General features: G+C 36.5%; 25 protein-coding genes. 22 read left to right on the top strand and 3 right to left on the bottom strand.

Going from position 1 to position 22220, the window contains the following annotated elements:
• Positions 1 to 5: 5 nt before the first annotated feature.
• Positions 6 to 791, top strand: coding sequence for a CorA family divalent cation transporter (locus PHQ93_RS04460; RefSeq protein WP_299941373.1), 786 nt, complete (start codon positions 6 to 8; stop codon positions 789 to 791).
• Between the two features lie 75 nt (positions 792 to 866).
• Here PHQ93_RS04460 and PHQ93_RS04455 read toward each other — a convergent pair whose 3' ends face one another.
• Entirely contained in the window at positions 867 to 998 is a 132-nt protein-coding gene (locus PHQ93_RS04455) for a hypothetical protein (RefSeq protein WP_299941370.1), read from the bottom strand.
• A gap of 206 nt (positions 999 to 1204) precedes the next feature.
• On the opposite strand from PHQ93_RS04455, the gene purH reads away from it, so the two are divergent.
• A complete protein-coding gene (gene purH / locus PHQ93_RS04450) occupies positions 1205 to 2740 on the top strand; it encodes a bifunctional phosphoribosylaminoimidazolecarboxamide formyltransferase/IMP cyclohydrolase (protein ID WP_299941367.1) in 1536 nt (511 codons plus the stop codon).
• A gap of 264 nt (positions 2741 to 3004) precedes the next feature.
• Here the strand turns inward: purH and PHQ93_RS04445 are convergent, their stop codons facing one another.
• Positions 3005 to 3400, bottom strand: a complete 396-nt coding sequence (locus PHQ93_RS04445) for a hypothetical protein (protein ID WP_299941364.1) — start codon at positions 3398 to 3400, stop codon at positions 3005 to 3007.
• Between the two features lie 434 nt (positions 3401 to 3834).
• Between PHQ93_RS04445 and PHQ93_RS04440 the strand changes: the two genes are divergently transcribed.
• Together PHQ93_RS04440 and PHQ93_RS04435 are read left to right on the top strand one after the other, a co-directional pair.
• Positions 3835 to 4713, top strand: a complete 879-nt coding sequence (locus tag PHQ93_RS04440; RefSeq protein WP_299941361.1) for a DnaJ C-terminal domain-containing protein — start codon at positions 3835 to 3837, stop codon at positions 4711 to 4713.
• A gap of 4 nt (positions 4714 to 4717) precedes the next feature.
• Positions 4718 to 5095 (top strand): helix-turn-helix transcriptional regulator, encoded by a 378-nt coding sequence (locus PHQ93_RS04435; protein WP_299912336.1) that lies wholly within the window; start codon positions 4718 to 4720, stop codon positions 5093 to 5095.
• Positions 5096 to 5098: 3 nt separating this feature from the next.
• Here the strand turns inward: PHQ93_RS04435 and murA are convergent, their stop codons facing one another.
• Positions 5099 to 6373 (bottom strand): UDP-N-acetylglucosamine 1-carboxyvinyltransferase, encoded by a 1275-nt coding sequence (gene murA / locus PHQ93_RS04430; RefSeq protein WP_299941359.1) that lies wholly within the window; start codon positions 6371 to 6373, stop codon positions 5099 to 5101.
• A 240-nt stretch (positions 6374 to 6613) separates the two neighbouring features.
• On the opposite strand from murA, the gene PHQ93_RS04425 reads away from it, so the two are divergent.
• From PHQ93_RS04425 to PHQ93_RS04340, 18 genes are all read left to right on the top strand, one after another.
• Positions 6614 to 7042 (top strand): hypothetical protein, encoded by a 429-nt coding sequence (locus PHQ93_RS04425; RefSeq protein WP_299941356.1) that lies wholly within the window; start codon positions 6614 to 6616, stop codon positions 7040 to 7042.
• On the top strand, positions 7035 to 7772 hold the full coding sequence (locus PHQ93_RS04420; RefSeq protein ID WP_299941353.1) for an exonuclease domain-containing protein: 738 nt from the start codon (positions 7035 to 7037) through the stop codon (positions 7770 to 7772). Before PHQ93_RS04425 ends, PHQ93_RS04420 begins: the two co-directional genes overlap by 8 nt.
• Positions 7773 to 7820: 48 nt before the next feature.
• Positions 7821 to 8186, top strand: a complete 366-nt coding sequence (locus tag PHQ93_RS04415; RefSeq protein WP_299941351.1) for a hypothetical protein — start codon at positions 7821 to 7823, stop codon at positions 8184 to 8186.
• Positions 8176 to 8766 (top strand): 16S rRNA (guanine(966)-N(2))-methyltransferase RsmD, encoded by a 591-nt coding sequence (gene rsmD / locus PHQ93_RS04410; protein ID WP_299941348.1) that lies wholly within the window; start codon positions 8176 to 8178, stop codon positions 8764 to 8766. The genes PHQ93_RS04415 and rsmD overlap by 11 nt, the downstream gene beginning before the upstream one ends.
• A gap of 44 nt (positions 8767 to 8810) precedes the next feature.
• Positions 8811 to 9857, top strand: coding sequence for a flagellar basal body P-ring protein FlgI (locus PHQ93_RS04405; protein ID WP_299941345.1), 1047 nt, complete (start codon positions 8811 to 8813; stop codon positions 9855 to 9857).
• On the top strand, positions 9857 to 10159 hold the full coding sequence (locus PHQ93_RS04400; protein WP_299941342.1) for a rod-binding protein: 303 nt from the start codon (positions 9857 to 9859) through the stop codon (positions 10157 to 10159). The genes PHQ93_RS04405 and PHQ93_RS04400 overlap by 1 nt, the downstream gene beginning before the upstream one ends.
• Positions 10160 to 10229: 70 nt before the next feature.
• Complete coding sequence (locus tag PHQ93_RS04395) at positions 10230 to 10439, top strand: flagellar biosynthesis anti-sigma factor FlgM (RefSeq protein ID WP_299941339.1); 210 nt, start codon at positions 10230 to 10232, stop codon at positions 10437 to 10439.
• A 28-nt stretch (positions 10440 to 10467) separates the two neighbouring features.
• Positions 10468 to 10896 carry a hypothetical protein gene (locus tag PHQ93_RS04390; protein WP_299941337.1) on the top strand — a complete coding sequence of 143 codons (429 nt, stop codon included), beginning with the start codon at positions 10468 to 10470 and terminating at the stop codon, positions 10894 to 10896.
• 1 nt (position 10897) lies between these two features.
• On the top strand, positions 10898 to 12781 hold the full coding sequence (flgK, locus tag PHQ93_RS04385; protein WP_299941334.1) for a flagellar hook-associated protein FlgK: 1884 nt from the start codon (positions 10898 to 10900) through the stop codon (positions 12779 to 12781).
• A gap of 6 nt (positions 12782 to 12787) precedes the next feature.
• Positions 12788 to 13588, top strand: coding sequence for an ABC transporter permease (locus tag PHQ93_RS04380; protein ID WP_299941331.1), 801 nt, complete (start codon positions 12788 to 12790; stop codon positions 13586 to 13588).
• 143 nt (positions 13589 to 13731) lie between these two features.
• Complete coding sequence (locus PHQ93_RS04375) at positions 13732 to 14940, top strand: nucleotide sugar dehydrogenase (RefSeq protein WP_299941328.1); 1209 nt, start codon at positions 13732 to 13734, stop codon at positions 14938 to 14940.
• A 9-nt stretch (positions 14941 to 14949) separates the two neighbouring features.
• The gene (locus PHQ93_RS04370) at positions 14950 to 16128 is read left to right on the top strand and encodes an NAD-dependent epimerase (RefSeq protein WP_299941325.1); all 1179 of its coding nucleotides are present in this window, start codon (positions 14950 to 14952) and stop codon (positions 16126 to 16128) included.
• A gap of 110 nt (positions 16129 to 16238) precedes the next feature.
• Complete coding sequence (rfbA, locus tag PHQ93_RS04365; protein WP_299941323.1) at positions 16239 to 17105, top strand: glucose-1-phosphate thymidylyltransferase RfbA; 867 nt, start codon at positions 16239 to 16241, stop codon at positions 17103 to 17105.
• A 4-nt stretch (positions 17106 to 17109) separates the two neighbouring features.
• Positions 17110 to 18378, top strand: coding sequence for a dTDP-glucose 4,6-dehydratase (rfbB, locus tag PHQ93_RS04360; protein ID WP_299941321.1), 1269 nt, complete (start codon positions 17110 to 17112; stop codon positions 18376 to 18378).
• 16 nt (positions 18379 to 18394) lie between these two features.
• A complete protein-coding gene (locus PHQ93_RS04355; RefSeq protein ID WP_299941319.1) occupies positions 18395 to 19360 on the top strand; it encodes a GDP-L-fucose synthase in 966 nt (321 codons plus the stop codon).
• On the top strand, positions 19354 to 20757 hold the full coding sequence (locus tag PHQ93_RS04350) for a flippase (protein WP_299941316.1): 1404 nt from the start codon (positions 19354 to 19356) through the stop codon (positions 20755 to 20757). The genes PHQ93_RS04355 and PHQ93_RS04350 overlap by 7 nt, the downstream gene beginning before the upstream one ends.
• A complete protein-coding gene (locus PHQ93_RS04345; protein ID WP_299941314.1) occupies positions 20754 to 21446 on the top strand; it encodes a hypothetical protein in 693 nt (230 codons plus the stop codon). Before PHQ93_RS04350 ends, PHQ93_RS04345 begins: the two co-directional genes overlap by 4 nt.
• Before the next feature lie 2 nt (positions 21447 to 21448).
• A complete protein-coding gene (locus PHQ93_RS04340) occupies positions 21449 to 22189 on the top strand; it encodes an FkbM family methyltransferase (RefSeq protein WP_299941312.1) in 741 nt (246 codons plus the stop codon).
• The last annotated feature ends 31 nt before the right edge of the window (positions 22190 to 22220 follow it).

Genomic DNA, 22220 nt, shown 5'->3' with positions numbered 1-22220 from the left:
ACACAATGATTAACCTTCATAAATTAGTTGATAACTTACATTTAGAAGATTTACGAAATAAAGAACACCCGTCAGTGTTTGACGAAAATGAACAGTATGATATGTTGATTATTAGGTTGCCGATTATTGATAAAGAGCTTGAAGTAAACTCTATCGGATTTATAATTACGAATGATAACAGTTATTTCTACGACAGGAGCGAAGATAGATTTGAGGAGTTAGGCAGTCGTTTTGAGTCCCCGTATAGAATCTTAGATAAGATGGTAGATGAGCTGTTAAAATCATTTGAGTATTATCATGATTTAATTGCTGAGATGGAAGAAGTTTTATATCTTAATAAGAAAAAAACTTCTTTTATGAATCAATGGTTAAGGCTTAAACATAATATTGTACGTGTTGAGAGAGTATTGATGCATGCATCTTTAACAATGAATAGAGCAATTGAATATTATGAAAATAGCAGTGATTTTCCTATAAACCATTATACGGATTTACATGAGCATATTGAGAGAACTTTAAGATCTGCCACATTGCAACTCTCTAAACTTGATTATCTTTATAATTTTTACAGTGCGCAAACAAACGAAAAAATGAACCATTCAATTTATACTCTTACAACCATTTCTGCCGTGTTTTTGCCATTAAATCTGCTTGTAGGTTTTTTCGGAATAAACACTAGCGGATTGCCGTTTGCAGACGGAACATCCGGAACGACAAATGTTGTAATACTCATGTTGTGCGTGCTTATTATAACTATCGGATTGATTAATTTTGTAAGAAAGAAAGCTTAGGGGTTTTAGATATATATCGCTAAAATAGGCTTTTAAGCCTATTTTAGAAGGAGAAATAAAATTACGCGTATCTAATTAGTAAATTTCCGTAGAAGGGTGGTTCGGTTTACTAATTGGAGTTTGTGACTCTTTTACATCGTATTGTACAATGTCGTCTGCTTGAAGAGCACCTAATGTTAATGTGATTAATAAAATGATTGTTTTCATTTTGTTTCCTTTGGTAAGAACGCATTACGCTCTAGTTTTTTAAATCGGAGAAATTTTATCCGATTTAACTTTTATCTTTCTTATCGCTTTTTAATTATTTAATTGTTTTAAGTTTTACCTAAGAATAGTTATGATTTTTTTAAGTTTACCATCTTCTAATCTCAAATGAGATAAAATTCGCCAATTTATTTTTTTAGGAAATTTTGATGAAAAGAGCGTTGGTAAGCGTAAGCGATAAGAGCGGTGTGGTTGATTTTTGTAAATCTTTAGTAAAAAACGGTTTTGAAATTATCTCGACGGGCGGTACTTATAAGATATTGGTAGAAAACGGTATAAAGGCTATAGAGATAGATGAGGTTACAAAATTTCCCGAGTGCTTTGAGGGTCGTGTAAAAACTCTAAATCCTTTTGTACACGGCGGGATTTTGCATCGTCGTGACAAGCAGTCGCACTTAGATCAGGCAAAAGAGCTTGGCGTTGAGGCGATAGACCTTGTTTGTGTAAACCTTTATCCGTTTAAAGCGACAATCGAGAAAACGGATGATTTTGAAGAGATCATAGAAAACATCGATATCGGCGGACCCGCAATGGTGCGTTCGGCTTCTAAAAACTTTGACAGTGTTATGATTGTAACCGATGTAAATGATTATGCAAAAGTTATAGATGCGTTAGAGAATGAGAAAAACACGCTTGAATTTCGCCGTAATCTTATGATAAAAGCGTTCGAACACACTGCAGCGTACGACTCAATGATAGCAAACTACATGAACAAGCGATTTAACGGCGGTTTTGGAGCGAAACAGTTTATAGTAGGAAGCAAAGTGATGGATACTCGTTATGGTGAAAATCCTCATCAAAACGGCGCATTGTATGAATTTGACAAACACTACTCAAATAATTTTAAAACCCTAAAAGGCGAAGCAAGTTTTAACAACCTAAACGATTTAAGCGGTGCGGTTAAAATCGCCTCTGCATTTGGAAGCGAAAATGCGGTTTGTATAACTAAGCATGGCAATCCGTGCGGTTTTGCTATAAAAGACACCCTTTTAGAAGCGTATGAAGAGGCTCTAAAGTGTGACCCTGTTTCTGCATTTGGCGGTGTTGTTGCGGTTAACGGCGTTGTTACAAAAGAGCTGGCACTTAAGATGAACGAGATATTTTTAGAGGTTATTATTGCCGGTCGCATAACAGAGGAAGCGCAAGAGGTATTTGCTTCTAAAAAGCGAATTAAGCTGTTTGAAATGGGTCATGACAAGTTAGTTCTTGCGAATGACGAGAAAGATTTTAAACATATTGACGGCGGTTTTGTATATCAAGATGCCGACAAAGTAAACGACGATGAAGTTAAAAACGCAAAACTTATGACGAAAAAAGCTGCTACGGAACAAGAGAAAAAAGATATGGAGATAGCTTACAAAGTAGCATCCCTTACAAAATCAAACTGTGTAGTTTATGTGAAAAACTCTGCTATGGTAGCTGTGGGCATGGGAATGACAAGCCGAGTTGATGCAAGCCAATGTGCGCTTAAAAAAGCAAAAGAGATGGGTCTTGATGTAACTGGAGCAGCACTTGCAAGCGAGGCATTTTTCCCATTCCGCGATAGCATTGACGCTGCCGCTGCAGCCGGTGTTAAGAGTGTAATAGAACCGGGCGGAAGCATAAGAGATGATGAAATCATAGATGCCGCAAATGAGTTTGGAATGAGCCTTTACTTCTCAGAAGTTAGACACTTTTTGCATTAGACCTTTTTGCATAATCTAGATCCTGAATCAAGTTCAGGGTGACGGGCAATTCGTCATTCCAAGCTTGGCTTGGAAGCTATTTTTTAAATTTAACTGCCCAATTTTATAGTTCGTTTGACAAATGGCACCATCATTTCTTCAAAGATTAATATAAACACTCTAATTTTTATAACCATTTTATACCATGCTGTAAATAATTCAGTTTGCATAACTACACTTTAACCCCCTCAAATAGTATCTTTTGGTGTCAGACACTATTTCTTGTCACCTATCCAGTATATCTTCAACTTCAACTCGGACACATGGATTTTTACGAACCTCAATAAGAATTTGCTTAAGTCTATTTAAGACATTTTGGGGAGATTTTGTAATATCAAAAGAGTCAATTGCAATATAACACCCTTTATGAGTATTAAAATGTTTATCCAAATTATAAATAATATTTTGTGATGCTTTATATGCATTTTTTTGGGAAGTAAATTCAAAAATAATAAAGTAGTGATTCTTGTCAATCTGGATAAACTGATCAGAGAGTCTAACAAACTTGGATAAGTCAACAATACTTAGAGGCTCATTGTGATAGAGCAAAGCAAATGTGGCTTGAATATTATATCGTCGATAAATATAATATGTTTTATTTATTAGGATGGAATGACCCATTAAAAATCTCCAAACTTTTTGAAGAGATTTAAGTTATAAATATTGTATTGAGGGAGAGGGGGGGGGTACTAAGTGGTAATCTGTATTCTTGATATAAAGCTATTATTCCAACCATCTGCACCACTTTTTTAGTAAATTTTTATTTTTTATAGCTTTATATCAAGTACTATTTACAAACAAATAAGAACGATTTCTTATAATATCTATTTTTTGTATAATTTGTAGTAATATATTGTTATAAAATAATTTTTTTTAGTGTGTTTGGGTAAATTTGTAATATGGTGCCTTTTTTAATATAAATAGTGGATGGCGTCAGGCATACTACAAAAAAAGATTTCTGAACTTATACATATCATAAAGTTGATTGACATCCACTCAACCCTTGTGATATAATCTTACTTAATAATCAAATAATATATATTGTAGGAAAAAAAATGAGTAAATCTTTATATGAAACGCTTGAAGTTCCGGAAAACGCAAGCGAAGCGGAAATAAAAAAAGCGTATAGAAAGTTAGCAAGAAAATATCATCCCGATATAAATAAAGAAAAAGGTGCGGAAGATAAGTTTAAAGAGATAAACTCCGCATATGAAATTTTAAGTGATAAAAAGAAAAAAGCACAGTATGACGCACACGGCGATAGTATGTTCGGCGGACAAAATTTCCATGATTTTTCTCGTTCACATGGCGGAAGTGGTGATTTGGATGAAATTTTAAGAAATATGTTCTCCGGCGGCGGTTTTGGCGGATTTGGAGGTTCTTCTTTTGGCGGCGGCTTTGGAGGCGGAGGATTTGGCGGAAAACAACAACCGAATCTTGATATAGAAACAAGCGTTACTATTCCTTTTAGCGTCTCTATTTTAGGCGGTTCACACTCTGTTGCGGTTAATGGAGAGAGGTTTGATATCAAAATCCCAGCCGGTGTAAACAGCGGTGAGAAGATGCGTGTCAAGGGTAAAGGACATGCTCAAGGCGGAAGAGCGGGAGACCTTTTTTTAAAGATAAATGTAGCTTCTAATCCTGAATATATCAGAGAAGAAGATGATTTGATTAAAAAATTTGATGTTCCTCTTTATGCGGCACTTTTTGGCGAGAAGGTAACCATACAAACGCTAGAAAAAGAGATTAAGTTAAAAATCCCGCAAAATACTAAAAACGGACAGAGATTTCGTGTAAAAGAGATGGGTGCCATGAATCGCAAAACAAAAGAGCGCGGAAATTTATACCTAGAAGCAAACATTGTCTTGCCTAAAATTGAAGATTTGGATGAGAAGTTAGTAGAGTTAATGAAAGAAAAATTGCCTAAGGAGTAAAGCCGTGATACATCAATATGACGAACCTGTTTACTTAATCAGTATTGTTGCGAAAATTTTGGATATTCATCCGCAGACTCTTAGACAGTATGAGAGAGAAAATCTTCTTACTCCATCAAGATCAAACGGCAAGATAAGGCTCTATTCTCAAAGAGATATAGATAGAATAAAACTCATTTTAAGACTGACTCGCGAGCTTGGCGTAAATCTTGCAGGAGTAGATATTATTTTGAGACTAAAAGAGAATGTTGACAGTATGGAACAGGATATCTTAGAACTCAGGCAAGAAGTTTTAAAAGCAAAAAACTCTCAAACCGTATCACACGATAAAGCTTTAGTTACTAAAAAAAGCATTTATGAGATGATAATATTTGAGAAATAGCGATTACTCTTTTAATCTTTTTATATCCGCGCCGACATTTTGCAGTTTTTTCTCTAAAGAGTCGTAACCGCGATCAAGGTGGTAGATGCGGTGAACATCTGTTATCCCATCTGCCACAAGTCCGGCTAAAACCAAAGCGCTTGATGCGCGCAAATCCGTAGCCATAACATCGGTTCCGCTGAGTTTTGTTCCGCCGTTTATAGTTGCAACATGCCCGTTTAATGAGATATTTGCACCCATTCTTTGAAGTTCACTCACATGCATAAATCTATTTTCAAAAAGTCTCTCTTCGATGATTGAAGTACCGTTTGCTTGAGTTGCAAGTGCTAAAAACTGAGCTTGCATATCCGTAGGAAATGCAGGATACTCTTGAGTAACTATTTTGACGGGTTTAATAACCTCCGAAGGATGTATGGTAATGGTATCATCCGTAATCGTAAATTTACTTCCCATCTCTTGAAGTTTTGATAAAACGGCGCCTAAGTGTGTGGCATTAACATCTGTTAATGTAAGTTCCGATCTTGTTATTGCAGCTGCACAGAGATAGGTTCCCGCCTCAATGCGGTCTGGGATGACGCTAAACTCATTTATATTTAAAAGTTCTCCGCCTGTTCCGTGTATGGTTAAAAATGCAGTTCCGATACCTTCGATTTTCGCGCCGCTTACATTTAAAATTTCGCAAAGTTGAACAACTTCCGGCTCTCTTGCAGCATTTGTAATGGTGGTAATTCCATCTGCCAAAGCTGCTGCCATAACGATATTTGCCGTGCCGGTAACGGTGATTTTGTCAAAAATAATATTACAGCCCTTTAAACCATCCGGAGCGGTAGCGTGTATATAACCCGCTTCTATGTTTATAACCGCTCCCATCTGCTCAAGCGCTTTTAAGTGCAAATCAACAGGTCGCTGACCTATGGCACATCCGCCTGGCAAAGATACTTCGCAGTGACCGAATCTTGCTAATATAGGTCCGAGCACAAGTATAGAAGCACGCATTGTTCTTACAATGTCGTATGTGGCTTTTGTTTGGGTTAAACAAGATGTGTCTACGGTTGTTATATTGTTATTTTCTTCCCATGTAGACGAGCATTTTGCACCTAAATTTGACAGAAGTTTTAAAAGAGTTTTGATATCTGCAACATTGGGTAGATTTTTTATAGTAACGCTGTTTTTAGCAAGTATAGTCATAGCAATCAGCGGAAGAGCTGCATTTTTTGCACCTGAAATCTTTATCTCTCCGTGCAGAGGAGCGGCTTTTTTAATTTGTAAGTAGTCCATATTTATCTTTTTATTTTTATAGAAGAGTTCTTACAGAACTCTATTTACACGCAAAATGAGCAATACCCAAAAGTGAGGGTACACGAAGCCCATTTTACTACGCTTGCCGCTGTGGCACTAAAGCTTGCCTCTTGCAAGGCAGAAAATTCTTGTAGTTTTACAAAAAATTTAAAGTTTGAAATTATATCTAAAATAGTTCGTGTTTTTGGTATAATGACTTAAGTAAACATAGGAAAAACGATGAGTTCAGCCTTAGATAGATTAAAAAATTTAACAAATAAAATCTCTAGTTATGAGCGTGCAAGAAAAGATAATTTAGCAATACTACAAAACCTTTACGGTGAACTCGGTATAAATCAAAAAGTTGAAGAGTTTGGCGAGATTTTTAACTTCAAAGCCGTAAATCTCTCAGGTGCATCACTTCTAAATGATAGTTTGGGCGAGATAAAAAAGGGCAAATATTTACAGATATTGGCAATCGGCTACGATAAAGATGCTGTTGTGAAGAGTAAAAACATCTCTCTGGGCTATTTTGGAAAAGCCGAAAATGTGGATGAAGAGTTAAAAAATAAAATAGTAGAGTTTATAATCCGCTTTAGGTTTGAAAAAAGTTTTATGACGCTTGAACATTATCACGGAATGTTAGAATCTTTTAAAACAGATGAGTGATGCCCATAAAATGTTAATATTTTTGGATGTGGAGACAACGGGTTTAGAGAGCAGCGATAAAATATGCTCCATCGGTATAATCGGCATTGGCGAAAATGAGATTTTTTCAAAGTATGAGCTTGTAAATGAGGGCAAAAAAATCTCTTCAAAAGCTTCAAGCATTAACCACATCACAAACGAGATGATAAAAGGCAAGCCTGCACTAAAAGAGAGCGAGGCGTGGAAATTTTTGCAAGAACATAACCGTGAAAGCTCAACTATTATAGCCCATAATGTAAACTTTGACCTCAAAATGCTTCTTGCATGCGGGTTTGTTTGGCACGGTAAAATCATCGATACGCTCAGGGTTACAAAACATCTCATCCCCGAGTGTGAATACTTTTCGCTTCAATTTTTAAGATACGAACTAAGGCTCTACAAAAATGAGAAAAAAGAGGCTTTAAAATATAACGAGGTTATGAATGAGAGCGAATTTATACCTCATAATGCATTTAGCGACACCGTGCATGTAAAACTTTTGTATGAGTATCTTTTAGATATAAAAGCGTATGAAGAGTTAATCGAACTTACTCTTAAAAATGTGCTGATAGAGAAGTTTGATTTTGGCAAATACAGCGGTCGCTATATAGAAGAGATAAGTATATACGACAGAGGATATTTGGAGTGGGTGCTTTTAAATATTGCAGATTTGGATGAAGATTTGAGATATAGCATAGAGAGATATCTATAAAGTTGATGTGCTATACTTTCGCATAAATAAAATGTATAAGGAGTGTTTTTGAGAGTAGCTGTTGAGTGCAAGTCGCCGCTTATGCAAAAATCATTGGAACTTTTTTTGGGTAAGCATCTTAGTTCCGTAAAAAATTGCGATATTCTCTTACGAGATGTCAAATGCATGAACGATAAGAGATGTTTTTATATCTCAAGCTCTAAAGATTCCGATTTGGTTAAACCGTTTTCAAAATCTCAGCTTATTTTGGCTCTTGAGAAGAGATATGGAAGTATAAATGAAACAGATATAAAGAGCGAATTTGCCGATGATGAAAAACTTGATTTTGAGATTTTGGAAAAACGCATAGAGTCATTGACAAAAGAGTATCAAGCAAATATTTTAAGGGCGGTGCGGGCATTTTATGAAAAATAAAACTATAACCAAAAAAATAGTATCCGGAAAATATAAAAATAAAATTTTAAAACTTCCCTCAAAGAGTACGACAAGAACATCAAAAGCCATAGTGCTAGAGTCTTTTTTCAATACGATTCAATTTGAGATAATAGACGCAACTTTTGTGGAACTTTTTTCAGGAAGCGGTTCCATCGGTCTTGAAGCGCTTAGCCGCGGTGCAAAACGAATTATTTTTATGGAACGTGACCATGACGCACTTAAGATTTTAAGAGAAAATATTGCTCAAACCGATCCGAGTTTATGCGAAGTTTACAGCGGCGATACATTTGTAAATATTAAAAGTGTCGTAAAATCGCTGCAAAGAAGCGGCGAAGCGGCATACTTTTATATTGACCCGCCTTTTAGCATAAGAGAGGGGATGGAAGATATATACGATAAAATGATTGATATGATAGCTTCCCTGCCTAAAGAGTGCGTAAAACTTATTATCATAGAACATATGAGTACTCTTGTAATACCAAACGAGATAGGCGTATTTAGTATAAAAAAATCTAAAAAATTTGGAAATACGACTCTTACATATCTTGAGAATGAATAAAGTGGAATAGAGTTTGCTTAATATCGCTAGTTTAAGGATTGGCGATGAAAAAATTTATTCTATTTTTACTTACTATTGCAACTGTTCACGCCGCTAAAATAAGCGATGTCGCTAATATCGTCGGAGTGAGAGATAACCATCTTATCGGTTATTCTCTAGTTGTCGGTCTTGAAAAAACAGGCGATGGTACGACTTCAAAATTCACCCTTCAATCAATAGCAAATATGTTAAAAGCTATGAATATAGATATGAAATCCGTAGATATAAAATCAAAAAATGTCGCTGCAGTCGTTGTTACAGCAGAGCTCGCTCCGTTTGCAAGGCAGGGTGACAAGATGAATATTACGGTCTCATCCATAGGCGATGCTAAATCTTTAGAGGGCGGGACGCTTCTTATGACACCGCTTAAAGGGGTGGACGGAAAGATTTATGCTTTGGCTCAAGGTGCCATAACCGTAGGCGGTAAAAAAGGAAAAGGTGCAGGAGGTGAATCTCATCAGACGGCAGGACTTATTTATGACGGCGGAGTAGTGGAGAGAGAAATAAATATTGATCTTTATAATCAAGAGTTTGTTACATTATCTTTAAAAGACGCAAATTTTAAAAACAGCGTAAGTATTCAAAAAGTGTTGAATGAGTTTTATAGTACGCAAGTTGCGGTAGCTATGGATTCTAGAACAGTAAAACTAAAAAAGCCGCAAAACAAAAGTATGGTAGAGTTTTTAGCAGAAGTTCAAGATATGAATATGGACTATAGCGTAGATGATAAGATTGTTATAAACGAGAGAACAGGAACTATAATTTCGGGTGTAGGAATAACGATAAAACCGATTGTTATGACGCACGGAGGAATAACAATCAAGATTACGGAACAAGATGAGCTGAGTAAACCTGCAGGTTCAAGGGTTGTGGATGACAATATGGTAATCGGGGTAAATGAAAATGAGCTTTATACAAAAACAGGCACTACGACCGTTGCAAATTTAGTTCGTTCTTTGCAAAAACTTGGAGCAACGCCAAAAGATATTATCTCAATTTTAGAAGCGATGAAGAGTGCGGGAAGCATCTCTGCAGAGCTGAAGTTAATATAATGTACGGCGCAAATTCTGTAAATTTACAAGCTACATTTATGTCGCAGCAACATCAAATTCCCAAAATTGATGCTAAAGCCGATAATGCAGAGTTAAGAAAGCAAACTGACGCTTTTGAATCAATTATCCTTAAAATGTTGATGGATAATGCGATGCAGGATGAGAAAAATATTTTTTCACAGGCTAAAGATCCGGGTGACAAAGTATATAAATCTATGTATAGAGAAGAGCTTGCAAAAGCAAGTGCCGGCGGGTTTGGATTTTCTCAAATGCTTTATGATTTTTTGAGTCAAAAAAGCTAATATTTTTCTTCTTTATGACGATATAGTTAAATAGAATTATTCTCATTAGAGATAGAAAAAAGGATAAGTTATGATTTCACAATTAAGTAGTGCAGGCATTCGCAGTGCATACGCTAGTAATTTTGGCGAAAGCAAGGAAGTTTCACAAAAAGGCGGAGCGACTGTCTCCAAGCAGGGTGATACGAGTAAGATTGAAGAGATAAAAAGTGCTCTTGAATCCGGCGAATATAAAATAAATCTACAAGCTCTTTCACAGAAGATAGCCGAAGAGTTATTGTAGTTTTAAAACAAACAATGAGGATTAAATTATGCTGTCTTACCATTTACAAGGTGCATTAAACGACCTAAGAGATTTAATTAAAATTACAGAGTCGGATGTAGAAGATATAAAAGTAGCGAACCATAATCCTCAATTTGAAAGATTAAAACTCAAAGAGGAGAAGTTAAAAAGCTTCGAATCTAAAAAAGCTATGATAGATCATGAGATCTCGTCTCTTGTTAGCTTAAATCCAAATGTGGATTTACCCAAACTGTTAAATGAAGAGCAGCATGCTTATCTGAGTGAGCTCAAAGTCGAGTTGTCAAATCTTCGTGAAGTAAATAGACGTTATGCGAGAATGGTGTTAGCCGTGAGCAATTTATACAATACATTTTTAGAAAGGTTAATCCCGACGGAGATGCAGGGTTATAATAAAGTTGCTTCAAAAGAGTCTGCAATCTTAAAAGTGAGAGTGTAAGATGGGATCTATTTTCAATACATTAAATATCGGTTATAGCGGGCTGTCTGCCGCACAGTTGGGTGTGAGTACTACCAGTCATAATATAACAAATGCAGAGAGCGAAGGGTATACCAGACAAAGAGTTGTGACGGCAGCTTCTACACCGGTTTACTCGGCTACCGGAAATATAGGAAACGGTACTTCCGTAATGGATATCGCTAGAATTTTTGATAATTTTATATATGATAGATATACGGATTTGTCCGCCGATAAAGAGTATTCAGATTTTACACAATCTACTTTAGAAGAGATTTCAACTTACTTTCCTGAAATAGATGAAGTCGGGATAAAGTCGAATTTAAAAGAGTATTACAAAATGTGGCAGTCGTTTTCGGATAACCCGGATAATGATGCTATTAAGCTTGCCCTTGCAAAACAAGCAGAGACTCTCACAGGAAGTATAAGCACTACTCAAAATAAAATTATGACGCTTCAATCGAGCTTAAATGAACAGCTCCAAACAAGCGTAAGCGAAGTAAATGTACTTGCTAAAGAGCTTTCACAAATAAATATTTCGATTTCAACTGCAGAAGCCGGCGGGGCATTTACGGCAAACGATTTAAGAGATAAAAGAAACTCTATTGAATTAAATCTTTCAAAACTTATCGGTTCAAATGCTATAAACGGTCAAATAGAATCAAATATGAGTGTAGACAGTTCATCAAATGAAAATTCGGGAAGTTATACATTAAGTGTAAACGGATTTAACATAGTTGACGGTGGGACTTTTCATCCTATTCATATCTCAAGCGCTAACAATTCAAACGGATTTTACGAGCTCTCTTATGAGAGACAAGACGCTGTTTTAATACCTATGGATAAGAGTATAACTAGTGGTAAAATAGGTGCCATTTTAGCTCTTAGAGGTAATGAGATTAGTGATAATTCGGCAGGTGTTCCCAGTAACGGCACTTTACAAAAAGTTATAGATCAGATGGATGCTTTTGCGGCAACACTTATAGAGTCGACTAATAATATTTATGCTTCTAGCCATACAACTAGAATGGAATCAAAAACAGTAGATTTTGAAGAGGCAGCACCTCTTTTAAACACCTCCTTAAATTTAAAAGCTGGGTCGTTTGATATTCTTATCTATGATATAGACGGGAATGTAGCCGCAAGAAGAACTATTAATATTGATTCTAAGACATCCATGTCGGGAGTTGCCGGTTCTAACTCAATTCAAGGTCAAATTGAAGCGCAGAGTGATGATAATAGCGACGGCAATGCAAATAATGATATAGATAATTATATTGAGTATAATTGGGCAACATACCCAGACGGAAAAAATGCGGTAGAGTTTGTTATGGATGCTTCATCTGCAGCAAAAGGTTACTCTTTTTCTATAGAAGATAAACTTACAAGCAATGACTTTAATTCCGGTTCAAATTTTGCGGGTGCATTGGGGATGAATAATTTTTTTGACGGAGATAGTGCAAAAAATATAAATTTAAATTATAAACTAAGAGACAACCCTACAAATATAACAGCAGGGAAAATTCCGGCAACAGGGGATAACACTTTAGCGTTAGATATGATTCAGCAGCAATTTGAGACATATGATTTTAGTGTCGGCAATGCAGTTTATAACTCTACAATGTACGGTATGTTTGATGTCGTTGCAACGGAAGTCGGTGTAATTACAAATGATGCAGTTTTAAGTAATCAGACAGTGACTGCCCAGTTTAATGCAACCAAGTTAGAGTACTCTTCCGTCTCAAAAGTAAGTATTGACGAGGAGCTTACAAACTTGATTAAATATCAGACATCTTACGGGGCTGCTTCAAAAATCATTACAACCGTGGATCAGATGATGCAGACGCTTCTTGGGCTTAAGCAGTAATCGTAAATGCCGAAATCCAGTCTTTTTATACTTGTTTTTGTCTCTCTTTTTTCTTTTTTCGGCTCTGTTTTTTATTCGGTAGATGCATATGCGCTAGATAGCGGTTCTATTTTAGTTTCACCGTCAATGGAACATTTGCTGGGTACGGACAGACTCGGCAGAGATATCTTGGCACGGCTTATCGAAGGCGGAAAAGTTTCTCTTATTATCGGTGTGGGAAGCGCTTTTATAGCTTCGGTTATCGGACTGATTTTGGGTTCAATGGCTGGATATTTTCGAGGAAATATAGATAAAGGTTTTGTCGTTTTAGTGGATCTCTTTTTAACATTTCCGACATTTTTTCTACTTCTTGCACTCGTTAGTTATGTAAACGCTTCGGCTTTGGTTTTGATTGTTATCATATCCGTAACGGGTTGGATGACGACGGCAAGGCTTATCCGTTCAGAGAGTTTTGGGATAACATCACAGCCGTACATAAAGATACTAAATATTGCAAAAGTTGGTAAGCTAAAGATACTTTTCAAGTATTACGCTCCTCTTTTGGCTCCTATATACTTTGTCAGTTTTACTTTTGGAGTAGGCGGAGCTATACTTGCGGAATCCGGACTTAGCTTTTTGGGTCTTGGAATCGTAGCGCCTCAGATGAGCTGGGGTACGATACTAAGCAGCGGCAAGGATGTCGTAGAGATTGCGTGGTGGGTTAGCTTCTTCCCCGGACTTATGATATTTTTAGTTACATTTTCATTGATAAATATCTCAAATTATCTTCAACAGCTGACAAATCAAAAAGAGATACAAAACCGATAAAGTAGATAAAAAAATAGATTTTACTTAAAAAACTCTGCTACCCAAAATAGAATAATTTAGATAAAATAAATCATTAATTGTAAAACTAATAAATTTTTTTGTAAAAAGCCAAATCATTATACAAACGGAGTTAAAAAACAAGTATGAAAATAGCTATAGCAGGGACAGGATATGTGGGACTTAGCAACGGGATACTTTTATCCGGGCACAATGAAGTCGTAGCCCTAGATATCATCCCGCAAAAAGTGGAGATGATAAATAAAGGTATTTCGCCCATAGAAGATAATGAGATTCAAGAATACTTAACAAATCTAAAAAACAATTCAAAATTAAATATTCAAAATTCAACATTAAGCTCAAGCTTCAAAGCAACGCTTGATAAAGTTGAAGCTTACGGCGGGGCTGAGTATGTCATCATAGCGACTCCTACTGATTATGATCCGCAAACAAACTACTTTAACACAAAAAGCATAGAGTTTGTTGTTGCCGATGTTTTGAGTATAAATCCTGATGCGGTAATGGTTATAAAATCGACTATTCCCGTGGGGTATACAAAAACTCTAAGAGAAAAATTCGCTACGGATAACATAATTTTCTCACCGGAGTTTTTAAGAGAGGGGCTTGCACTTCATGATAACCTTTATCCAAGCAGAATTGTCGTAGGAGAGCAGAGTGAGCGAGCGAGCGTGTTTGCAAACTTGTTGGCACAAGGGGCGATTAAAAAAGATATCCCGATTCTTTTTACGGACTCAACTGAAGCAGAGGCGATAAAACTTTTTGCAAATACATATCTTGCTATGAGAGTAGCTTACTTTAACGAACTGGATAGCTATGCGCAAAGCCATGGACTTGATACCAAGCAAATCATAGAGGGTGTCGGACTTGACCCGCGTATAGGCACGCATTATAACAACCCATCTTTTGGATACGGCGGATACTGTTTGCCAAAAGATACAAAACAGCTTCTTGCAAACTATGCAGATGTGCCCTCAAATATGATAGAGGCGATTGTAAAATCAAACTCAACGAGAAAAGATTTTATAGCAGATAGTATTTTGGCGAAAAAACCAAAGATAGTCGGTGTATATAGGCTTGTGATGAAAAGCGGAAGTGATAATTTTAGAAGTTCGGCCATTCAAGGGATTATGAAGCGCATAAAAGCAAAAGGAATAGAGGTTGTTATCTATGAGCCCGTACTTAGTGAGGATAACTTTTTTAACTCAAGAGTAATAAAAGATTTGGACGAGTTTAAAAAGATAAGCGATGTTATAGTAGCAAATAGGCTAAGTGAAGCAATTACGGATGTAAAAGCCAAAGTCTATACCAGAGATATTTTTAATTCAGATAGTTAAGGGATAGATGTGAAGATACTAGTAACGGGAACGGCAGGCTTTATCGGTTTTCATTTGGCAAAAAAATTGCTAGAGCGTGGCGATGAGGTTGTAGGGCTTGACAATATAAACGACTACTATGATGTAAACTTAAAATACGCGAGATTAAATGAGCTTGGCATACAGATTCGTCATTGTGAACAGAGTCAAGCAATTTCTGAGACACCTCCTCATCGTGATAGTCATTGCGAGCGTAGCGCGGTAATCTTATCATCAAAATACCCTAGCCATAAGTTTGTAAAAATGGACTTAGCAGACACCCAAGCAATCAATAAACTTTTTGAAACGGAGAAATTTGATGCGGTATGCAACCTTGCCGCACAAGCGGGGGTGCGATACTCCATCGAAAATCCTCATGCTTACATACAAAGCAATGTTGTAGGGTTTATGAATATACTTGAAGCTTGCAGACATTTTGGAGTGAAAAATTTGGCGTATGCAAGCAGTTCGAGCGTTTACGGGCTAAACAGATCCCAGCCGTTTAGAACAAGTGATCATACCGACCATCCGATTAGCCTCTATGCGGCTACAAAAAAATCAAACGAGATGATGGCGCATACCTACTCCCATCTTTACGGTATCGCTACAACAGGGCTTAGGTTTTTTACGGTATACGGCGAATGGGGCAGACCGGATATGGCACCTATGCTTTTTGCAGATGCGATTTTAAACGACAGAGCCATAAAAGTATTTAATCACGGCAATATGAGCAGGGATTTTACCTACATAGACGATATAGTTGGCGGTGTTATAAAAGTTATAGACAATCCGGCTAAACCGTTAACAGACTTACCGTCATTGCGAGAAGCGAAGCAACGCGGCAATCTAGAACACCCAGAGCAAGATGTGTCCTTAACCAAAGAAGAGAACCTCCCGTCCGACCGTTCTACTGCACCGTACCGTATATACAACATAGGCAACAACTCGCCCGTGCAGCTTTTAGACTTTATAAAAACACTCGAAATCTCTTTGCAAAAAGAGGCAAAGAAAAATTTTATGGATATGCAAGACGGGGATGTAGTTTCAACATATGCGGATATAAGCGCTCTGATTGATGATTTTGGTTACAAACCCGATACTTCGCTTGAAGTCGGGGTGGAGAAATTTGTGAAGTGGTATAAAAAGTTCTACAATAGGCACGCTAAATGAGCAAAGCCCATTTAGCTACGCTAGCCGCTATGGCACTAAAGCTAGCCTCTTTTGAGGCAGAAAACTTCTTGCAGTTTTGCAAGAAGTCTAATAAAAAAGGAGAAAAATAGATGAAAGGGATAATTTTAGCAGGCGGAAGCGGAACAAGGCTTTATCCGCTTACAAAGAGTATAAGCAAACAGTTATTGCCCATTTACGACAAACCGATGATTTACTATCCGTTGTCGGTTTTGATGTTAGCAGGAATCAGAGAGATTTTGATTATCTCTACACCGAGTGATTTGCCTAGATTTAAAGAGTTGCTAGGGGATGGGAGTGATTTGGGTGTAAGTTTTTCCTATATTGTTCAGCCCTCACCGGATGGTCTTGCACAGGCTTTTATACTCGGGGAAGAGTTTATCGGGAATGATAGTGTATGTTTGATACTCGGGGATAATATATTTTACGGCAACGGACTTAGCGCTATGGTGCAAAACGCCTCAATGCTTCAAGAGGGCGCGGTAGTATTTGGCTATCAGGTAAAAGATCCGCATAGATTTGGCGTGGTTGAGTTTGACGAAGAACAAAATGCCATAAGCATAGAAGAAAAACCAAAAGAGCCAAAATCAAACTTTGCAGTGACGGGGCTTTATTTTTACGACAATGCCGTAGTAGAGATTGCTAAAAGTGTAAAACCATCAGATCGCGGTGAACTAGAGATTACATCCGTAAATCAAGAGTATCTAAGAAGAAAACAACTCAAAGTAGAGCTTTTAGGAAGAGGTTTTGCTTGGCTGGATACCGGCACGCACGATAGCCTTATAGAAGCAGGGCAATTCGTTCAAACAATAGAACATAGACAAGGGTATAAAATAGCGTGTTTAGAGGAGATAGCTTACAATAACGGTTGGATAAGTAAAGAAAAACTGCTTGAGGTAGCTAGAGTGCTTAGTAAAAGCGGATACGGTCAGTATTTGTCGGATTTGGTAAAAGGATAGAGAGATGAAAAATATTTTACTCACAGGTTGTGCGGGTTTTATAGGTTCAAACTTTGTGCCGTACTTTTTGGAAAAATATCCTGAGTATAATCTTATAAACTTAGATTTGCTAACTTACGCAGGAAACTTAGAAAACCTCAAAGAAGTTGATGGAAATCCGAGATACAAGTTTATAAAAGGGGATATCTGCAATCGTGAACTTGTAGAGTTTATATTTAACGAGTATGACATACAAGGGGTGGTTCATTTTGCCGCGGAGAGTCATGTAGACAACTCTATAAAAAATCCGGGAGTGTTTGTTCAGACAAATGTTAACGGAACTTTTACCCTTATAGATGTAGCATATAAGTACTGGATGGATGCGCCGTTTAAATACAAGAAGAGATTTTTAGAGACTGCCACAGCTTCTATGAAGCTTAGCAGTGACGGTGGAAGTCATTGCAAAGAGCAAAGTTATAGTGAGGAGCAAGACACATCTAGTCATTGCGAGGAGCACAGCGATGCGGCAATCTTGATACCGCGTTTTCATCATATAAGCACCGATGAAGTGTACGGGACACTTGGAGAGAACGGACTCTTTACGGAGTTAACTCCTTATGCGCCAAACTCTCCATACTCTGCAAGCAAAGCAGGTTCGGATATGATAGTTCGAGCGTATCATGAAACTTATGGAATGAATACAGTGATTACAAACTGTTCAAACAATTATGGCCCGAAACAGCATGATGAAAAACTTATACCAACCATCATAAGAAATGCTCTTGTAGGTAACCCTATCCCAATCTACGGAGACGGTAAAAATATCCGTGACTGGCTCTATGTGTTAGACCACTGCAAAGGGATAGACTTGGTTTATCATACTGGAAAAACTGGAGAGGTCTATAACATAGGCGGAAGAAACGAGAGAACAAATCTTCAGATAGTCGATAGAATATGTGCGATATTGGATGAGAAAGTACCGTTAGACTGCCGCACTTCGTTCGCAGTGACAAATAAGAGTCATAGCAAGAAACAAAGCGACTTATCTCGTCGTTGCGAGGAACAGAGCGACACATCTCGTCATTGCGAGGAGCAAAGCGACACGGCAATATCTATATCATCTTACAAAGAGTTGATAACTTTCGTGCCAGACCGTGCAGGTCACGACAGACGCTATGCTATAGATGCAACAAAGCTGGAAAATGAGCTTCTCTGGAGAGCGGATGAGAACTTTGAGAGCGGAATTGTTAAAACTATAGAGTGGTACTTGAACAAATACAAGAAGCAGTTGTAAAGTGCAAAGGGAAAAAATGAACAAAGATAGCAAAATATATGTGGCAGGACATCTTGGACTTGTCGGAAGTGCTATAGTAAAAAATTTAACTAAAAAAGGTTATACAAATTTAGTATATAAAACGCATGAAGAGTTAGAACTAATGGATCAAAAAGCAGTTATAGAATTTTTTGAGTCCCAAAAACCGGAATATGTAATACTTGCAGCCGCTAAAGTCGGCGGTATAGCGGCAAATAATGATTATAGAGCAGATTTTATCTATGAAAACCTGCAAGTCCAAAATAATGTTATCCATCAAAGTTATGTTCACGGAGTAAAAAAACTTCTCTTTTTAGGCTCAACATGCATCTACCCAAAAAACGCTCCGCAACCGATGAAAGAAGAGAGTCTCCTTACAAGTCCGCTTGAGTATACAAACGAACCGTATGCCGTAGCAAAAATCGCAGGTATAAAGATGTGCGAGAGTTATAACATCCAGTACGGCACAAACTTTATAAGTGTAATGCCGACAAACCTTTACGGTCCAAACGATAATTTTGATCTTCACACTTCGCATGTATTGCCGGCACTTTTGAGAAAAATGCATGAAGCAAAAATCAATAACTCAAAAACTGTTGAGATTTGGGGAAGCGGAAAGGCGCGAAGAGAGTTTTTATACTCCGAAGATATGGCAGACGCATGTGTATTTTTAATGGAAAATGTAGACTTTAAAGATACTTACGACAACAATGAAAAAGAGATTAGAAACACTCATATAAATATAGGTTCGGGAGAAGATATAAGCATAAAAGAGTTGGCATATCTTATGAAAAAAGTAGTCGGTTTTAGCGGTGAACTAGCTTTTGATACAAGTAAGCCTGATGGAACAATTTTGAAGTTAACAGATCCCTCTAAGCTCCACAATTTCGGATGGAAACACAAAGTAGAGCTTGAAGAGGGAATAAAAAAAGCTTATGAGTGGTATTTAGATAACCGATGCTGACAAAACTAAAATCCCTGCAAAATCATCAAGGCTTTATGAAGTACTTTAAAAATACTTCATGGCTGCTTGGTGAAAAAATACTCCGTATGGTTGTAGGGCTTTTTGTAGGTATTTGGGTGGCTCGTTATCTCGGACCCCAGCAGTTTGGACTTTTTAGCTATGCGCAGAGTTTTGTGGGGCTTTTTACTGCAATTGCTACGCTTGGGCTTGACGGTATTGTAATCCGTGAACTTGTAAAAGATGAAAGCAGGCGAGATGAACTCATAGGAACTGCTTTTTGGCTAAAGTTTATCGGGGCGTTTGGCGTGCTCATCGTTTTAGCAATCGCCGTCAATTTTACTTCAAACGATACGCAAACAAATATGCTTATTTTTATAATCGCAAGTGCGACAATATTTCAGAGTTTCAATGTCGTAGACATGTACTTTCAATCAAAAGTGATGGGTAAATATATCGTTTATGCAAATGTACTAAGTCTTTTGTTTTCTTCCATCGTTAAAATCACACTTATCATCAATGAAGCATCGCTTGAGGCTTTTGCATGGACAGTGCTTTTTGATAGTTTTGTTTTGGCTTTGGGGTATATCTATTTTTATATTCGTAATCGTCATTGCAAGCAAAGCGAAGCAATCCAACGAATCACCGTCATTACAAGCAAAGCGAAGCAACCCAACGAATCACCGTCATTGCGAGCAAAGCGAAGCAATCTATTTGCATTTAATTGGAAGTTTAACAAAGTAATAGCCGTTGATTTACTGCGTGACTCATGGCCGCTCATACTTAGCGGTATAGTTGTCTCTGTCTATATGAAAATAGACCAAGTTATGATAATGGAGATGTTGGATGCTAATGCAGTCGGACAGTACGCGGCAGCAGTTCGCATAAGTGAAGCATGGTATTTTATCCCTATGGTTGTCGTTAGCTCGCTTTTTCCTGCCATCATAAATGCTAAAAAGATAAGCGAAGATCTTTATTATGCCAGACTTCAAAAGCTTTATAATCTTATGGTATGGATGGCTATCGCAATAGCCCTTCCCATGACATTCTTAAGTGGTTGGATTGTGAATTTTCTTTACGGCGGGCAGTATGACGAAGCGGGAAGTGTGTTGATGATACATATTTGGGCCGGAGTATTTGTGTTTTTGGGAGTTGCAAGCGGAAAGTGGTTTATCTCTGAAAATTTACAAACATTGGCTTTTTGGAGAACTTTTAGCGGAATGGTAATAAATGTAATTTTAAATTTTATTTTGATTCCAAAATATGGTGTAAACGGTGCGGCAGTTGCAACATTGATTAGTTATAGTGTAGCCGGATTTTTATTTGATTATTTTAATGCTAAAACAAGAAAAGTTTTTTTTATGAAATTAGATACAATCAATTTAAGGAGATTGCTATGATTGAGAAAATTATCAGTAGAATGATTCCGTTGAAAATCAAAAAGCAATTAATAAATTTTAAGATATTGGCTTTAGAATATGGACAGTACGGAACAATTAAAAATTGGGATTGTATAGATAAAAATAATAATAAAATTCCTTGGTATACATATCCTGCAATAGAGTATTTAAATAATATAGATTTTTCGCAAAAGTCTATTTTTGAATACGGAAGCGGTAACTCTTCAATATTTTGGAGTAATAAAGCAAAAAGTATTGTTTCAATAGAACATGACAAAGTATGGTATGAAAAAGTAAGCAAAAATTTAAAAAACAATCAAATACTGCTTTGTAAAGCAAATAATAATGAATATGAAAATTCCATAACAACATTTGATAAAAAATTTGATGTAATCGTTATTGACGGTATTAGAAGAGTTGAATGTTCAAAAATTGTCGAACATTATTTAAATAAAGAATCGGATGAAGGATATATGATAATATTAGATAATTCTGACTGGTATAAAGAAACTTCAAAATATTTCAGAGAAAACTTGGGTTTAATTGAGGTTGATTTCCATGGATTCGGTCCGATAAATGATTACACTTGGACTACCTCTATGTTTTTATCGAGAAATTTTAATTTTAAACCGATTGATAATGAACAGCCTAACTTTTCAATTGCTGCCGACAAACAAAACGGTGAATGAAAATGTTAAAAAAACTAATTAAGTTGCTATTGCCAAAAAATTTAAAAGAAAAAATAGCCGATATTAAAAATGACTATTTTGACGGTTATGCTTTAAAATCATATTCACAAGAGGGTGAAGATATGATTTTGCGAAGATTGTTTGAAAAACAACAAATGGGCTTTTATGTAGATGTCGGAGCTCATCATCCAAAAAGATTTTCAAATACTTACTTTTTTTATAAAAAAGGGTGGAAGGGTATTAATATTGATGCAATGCCAAATAGCATGAAACTGTTTAATAAAATCCGTCCAAGAGATATAAATATAGAAAAACCCGTTTCAGATAAAAAACAAGTTTTGACATACTATGCTTTTAATGAACCGGCACTAAATGGGTTTTCAAAAGAGTTATCTCAAGAGTATATAAACCTTAACAACGAGTTTCATTTAATATTTACAAAAGAGATTGAAACAGTGACTTTAGAAGATATATTGAATAAATATTTACCGATAAATCAAGAAATAGATTTTTTATCTATTGATGTTGAAGGATTGGATTTTATGGTGTTAAAGTCTAATAATTTCGAAAAATATCAACCAAAAGTAATACTTGTGGAGATACTAGGCAGCAACTTATATGAGATACAAAATAGTGAAATAACGGTTTTCTTAAAAAATCAAGGATATTGTATATCTGCAAAAACTATAAATACCGTTTTATTTATCAGAAGTAATTTTAATAAGTACGGAAGTCAAGTTTGATTGTTAAATATAAAATACAGGGTAAATAAAA

This window comes from Sulfurimonas sp. (genome assembly GCF_028714975.1).
Taxonomy (GTDB): domain Bacteria; phylum Campylobacterota; class Campylobacteria; order Campylobacterales; family Sulfurimonadaceae; genus Sulfurimonas.
This window is presented reverse-complemented; position numbering and strand designations above follow the sequence as displayed.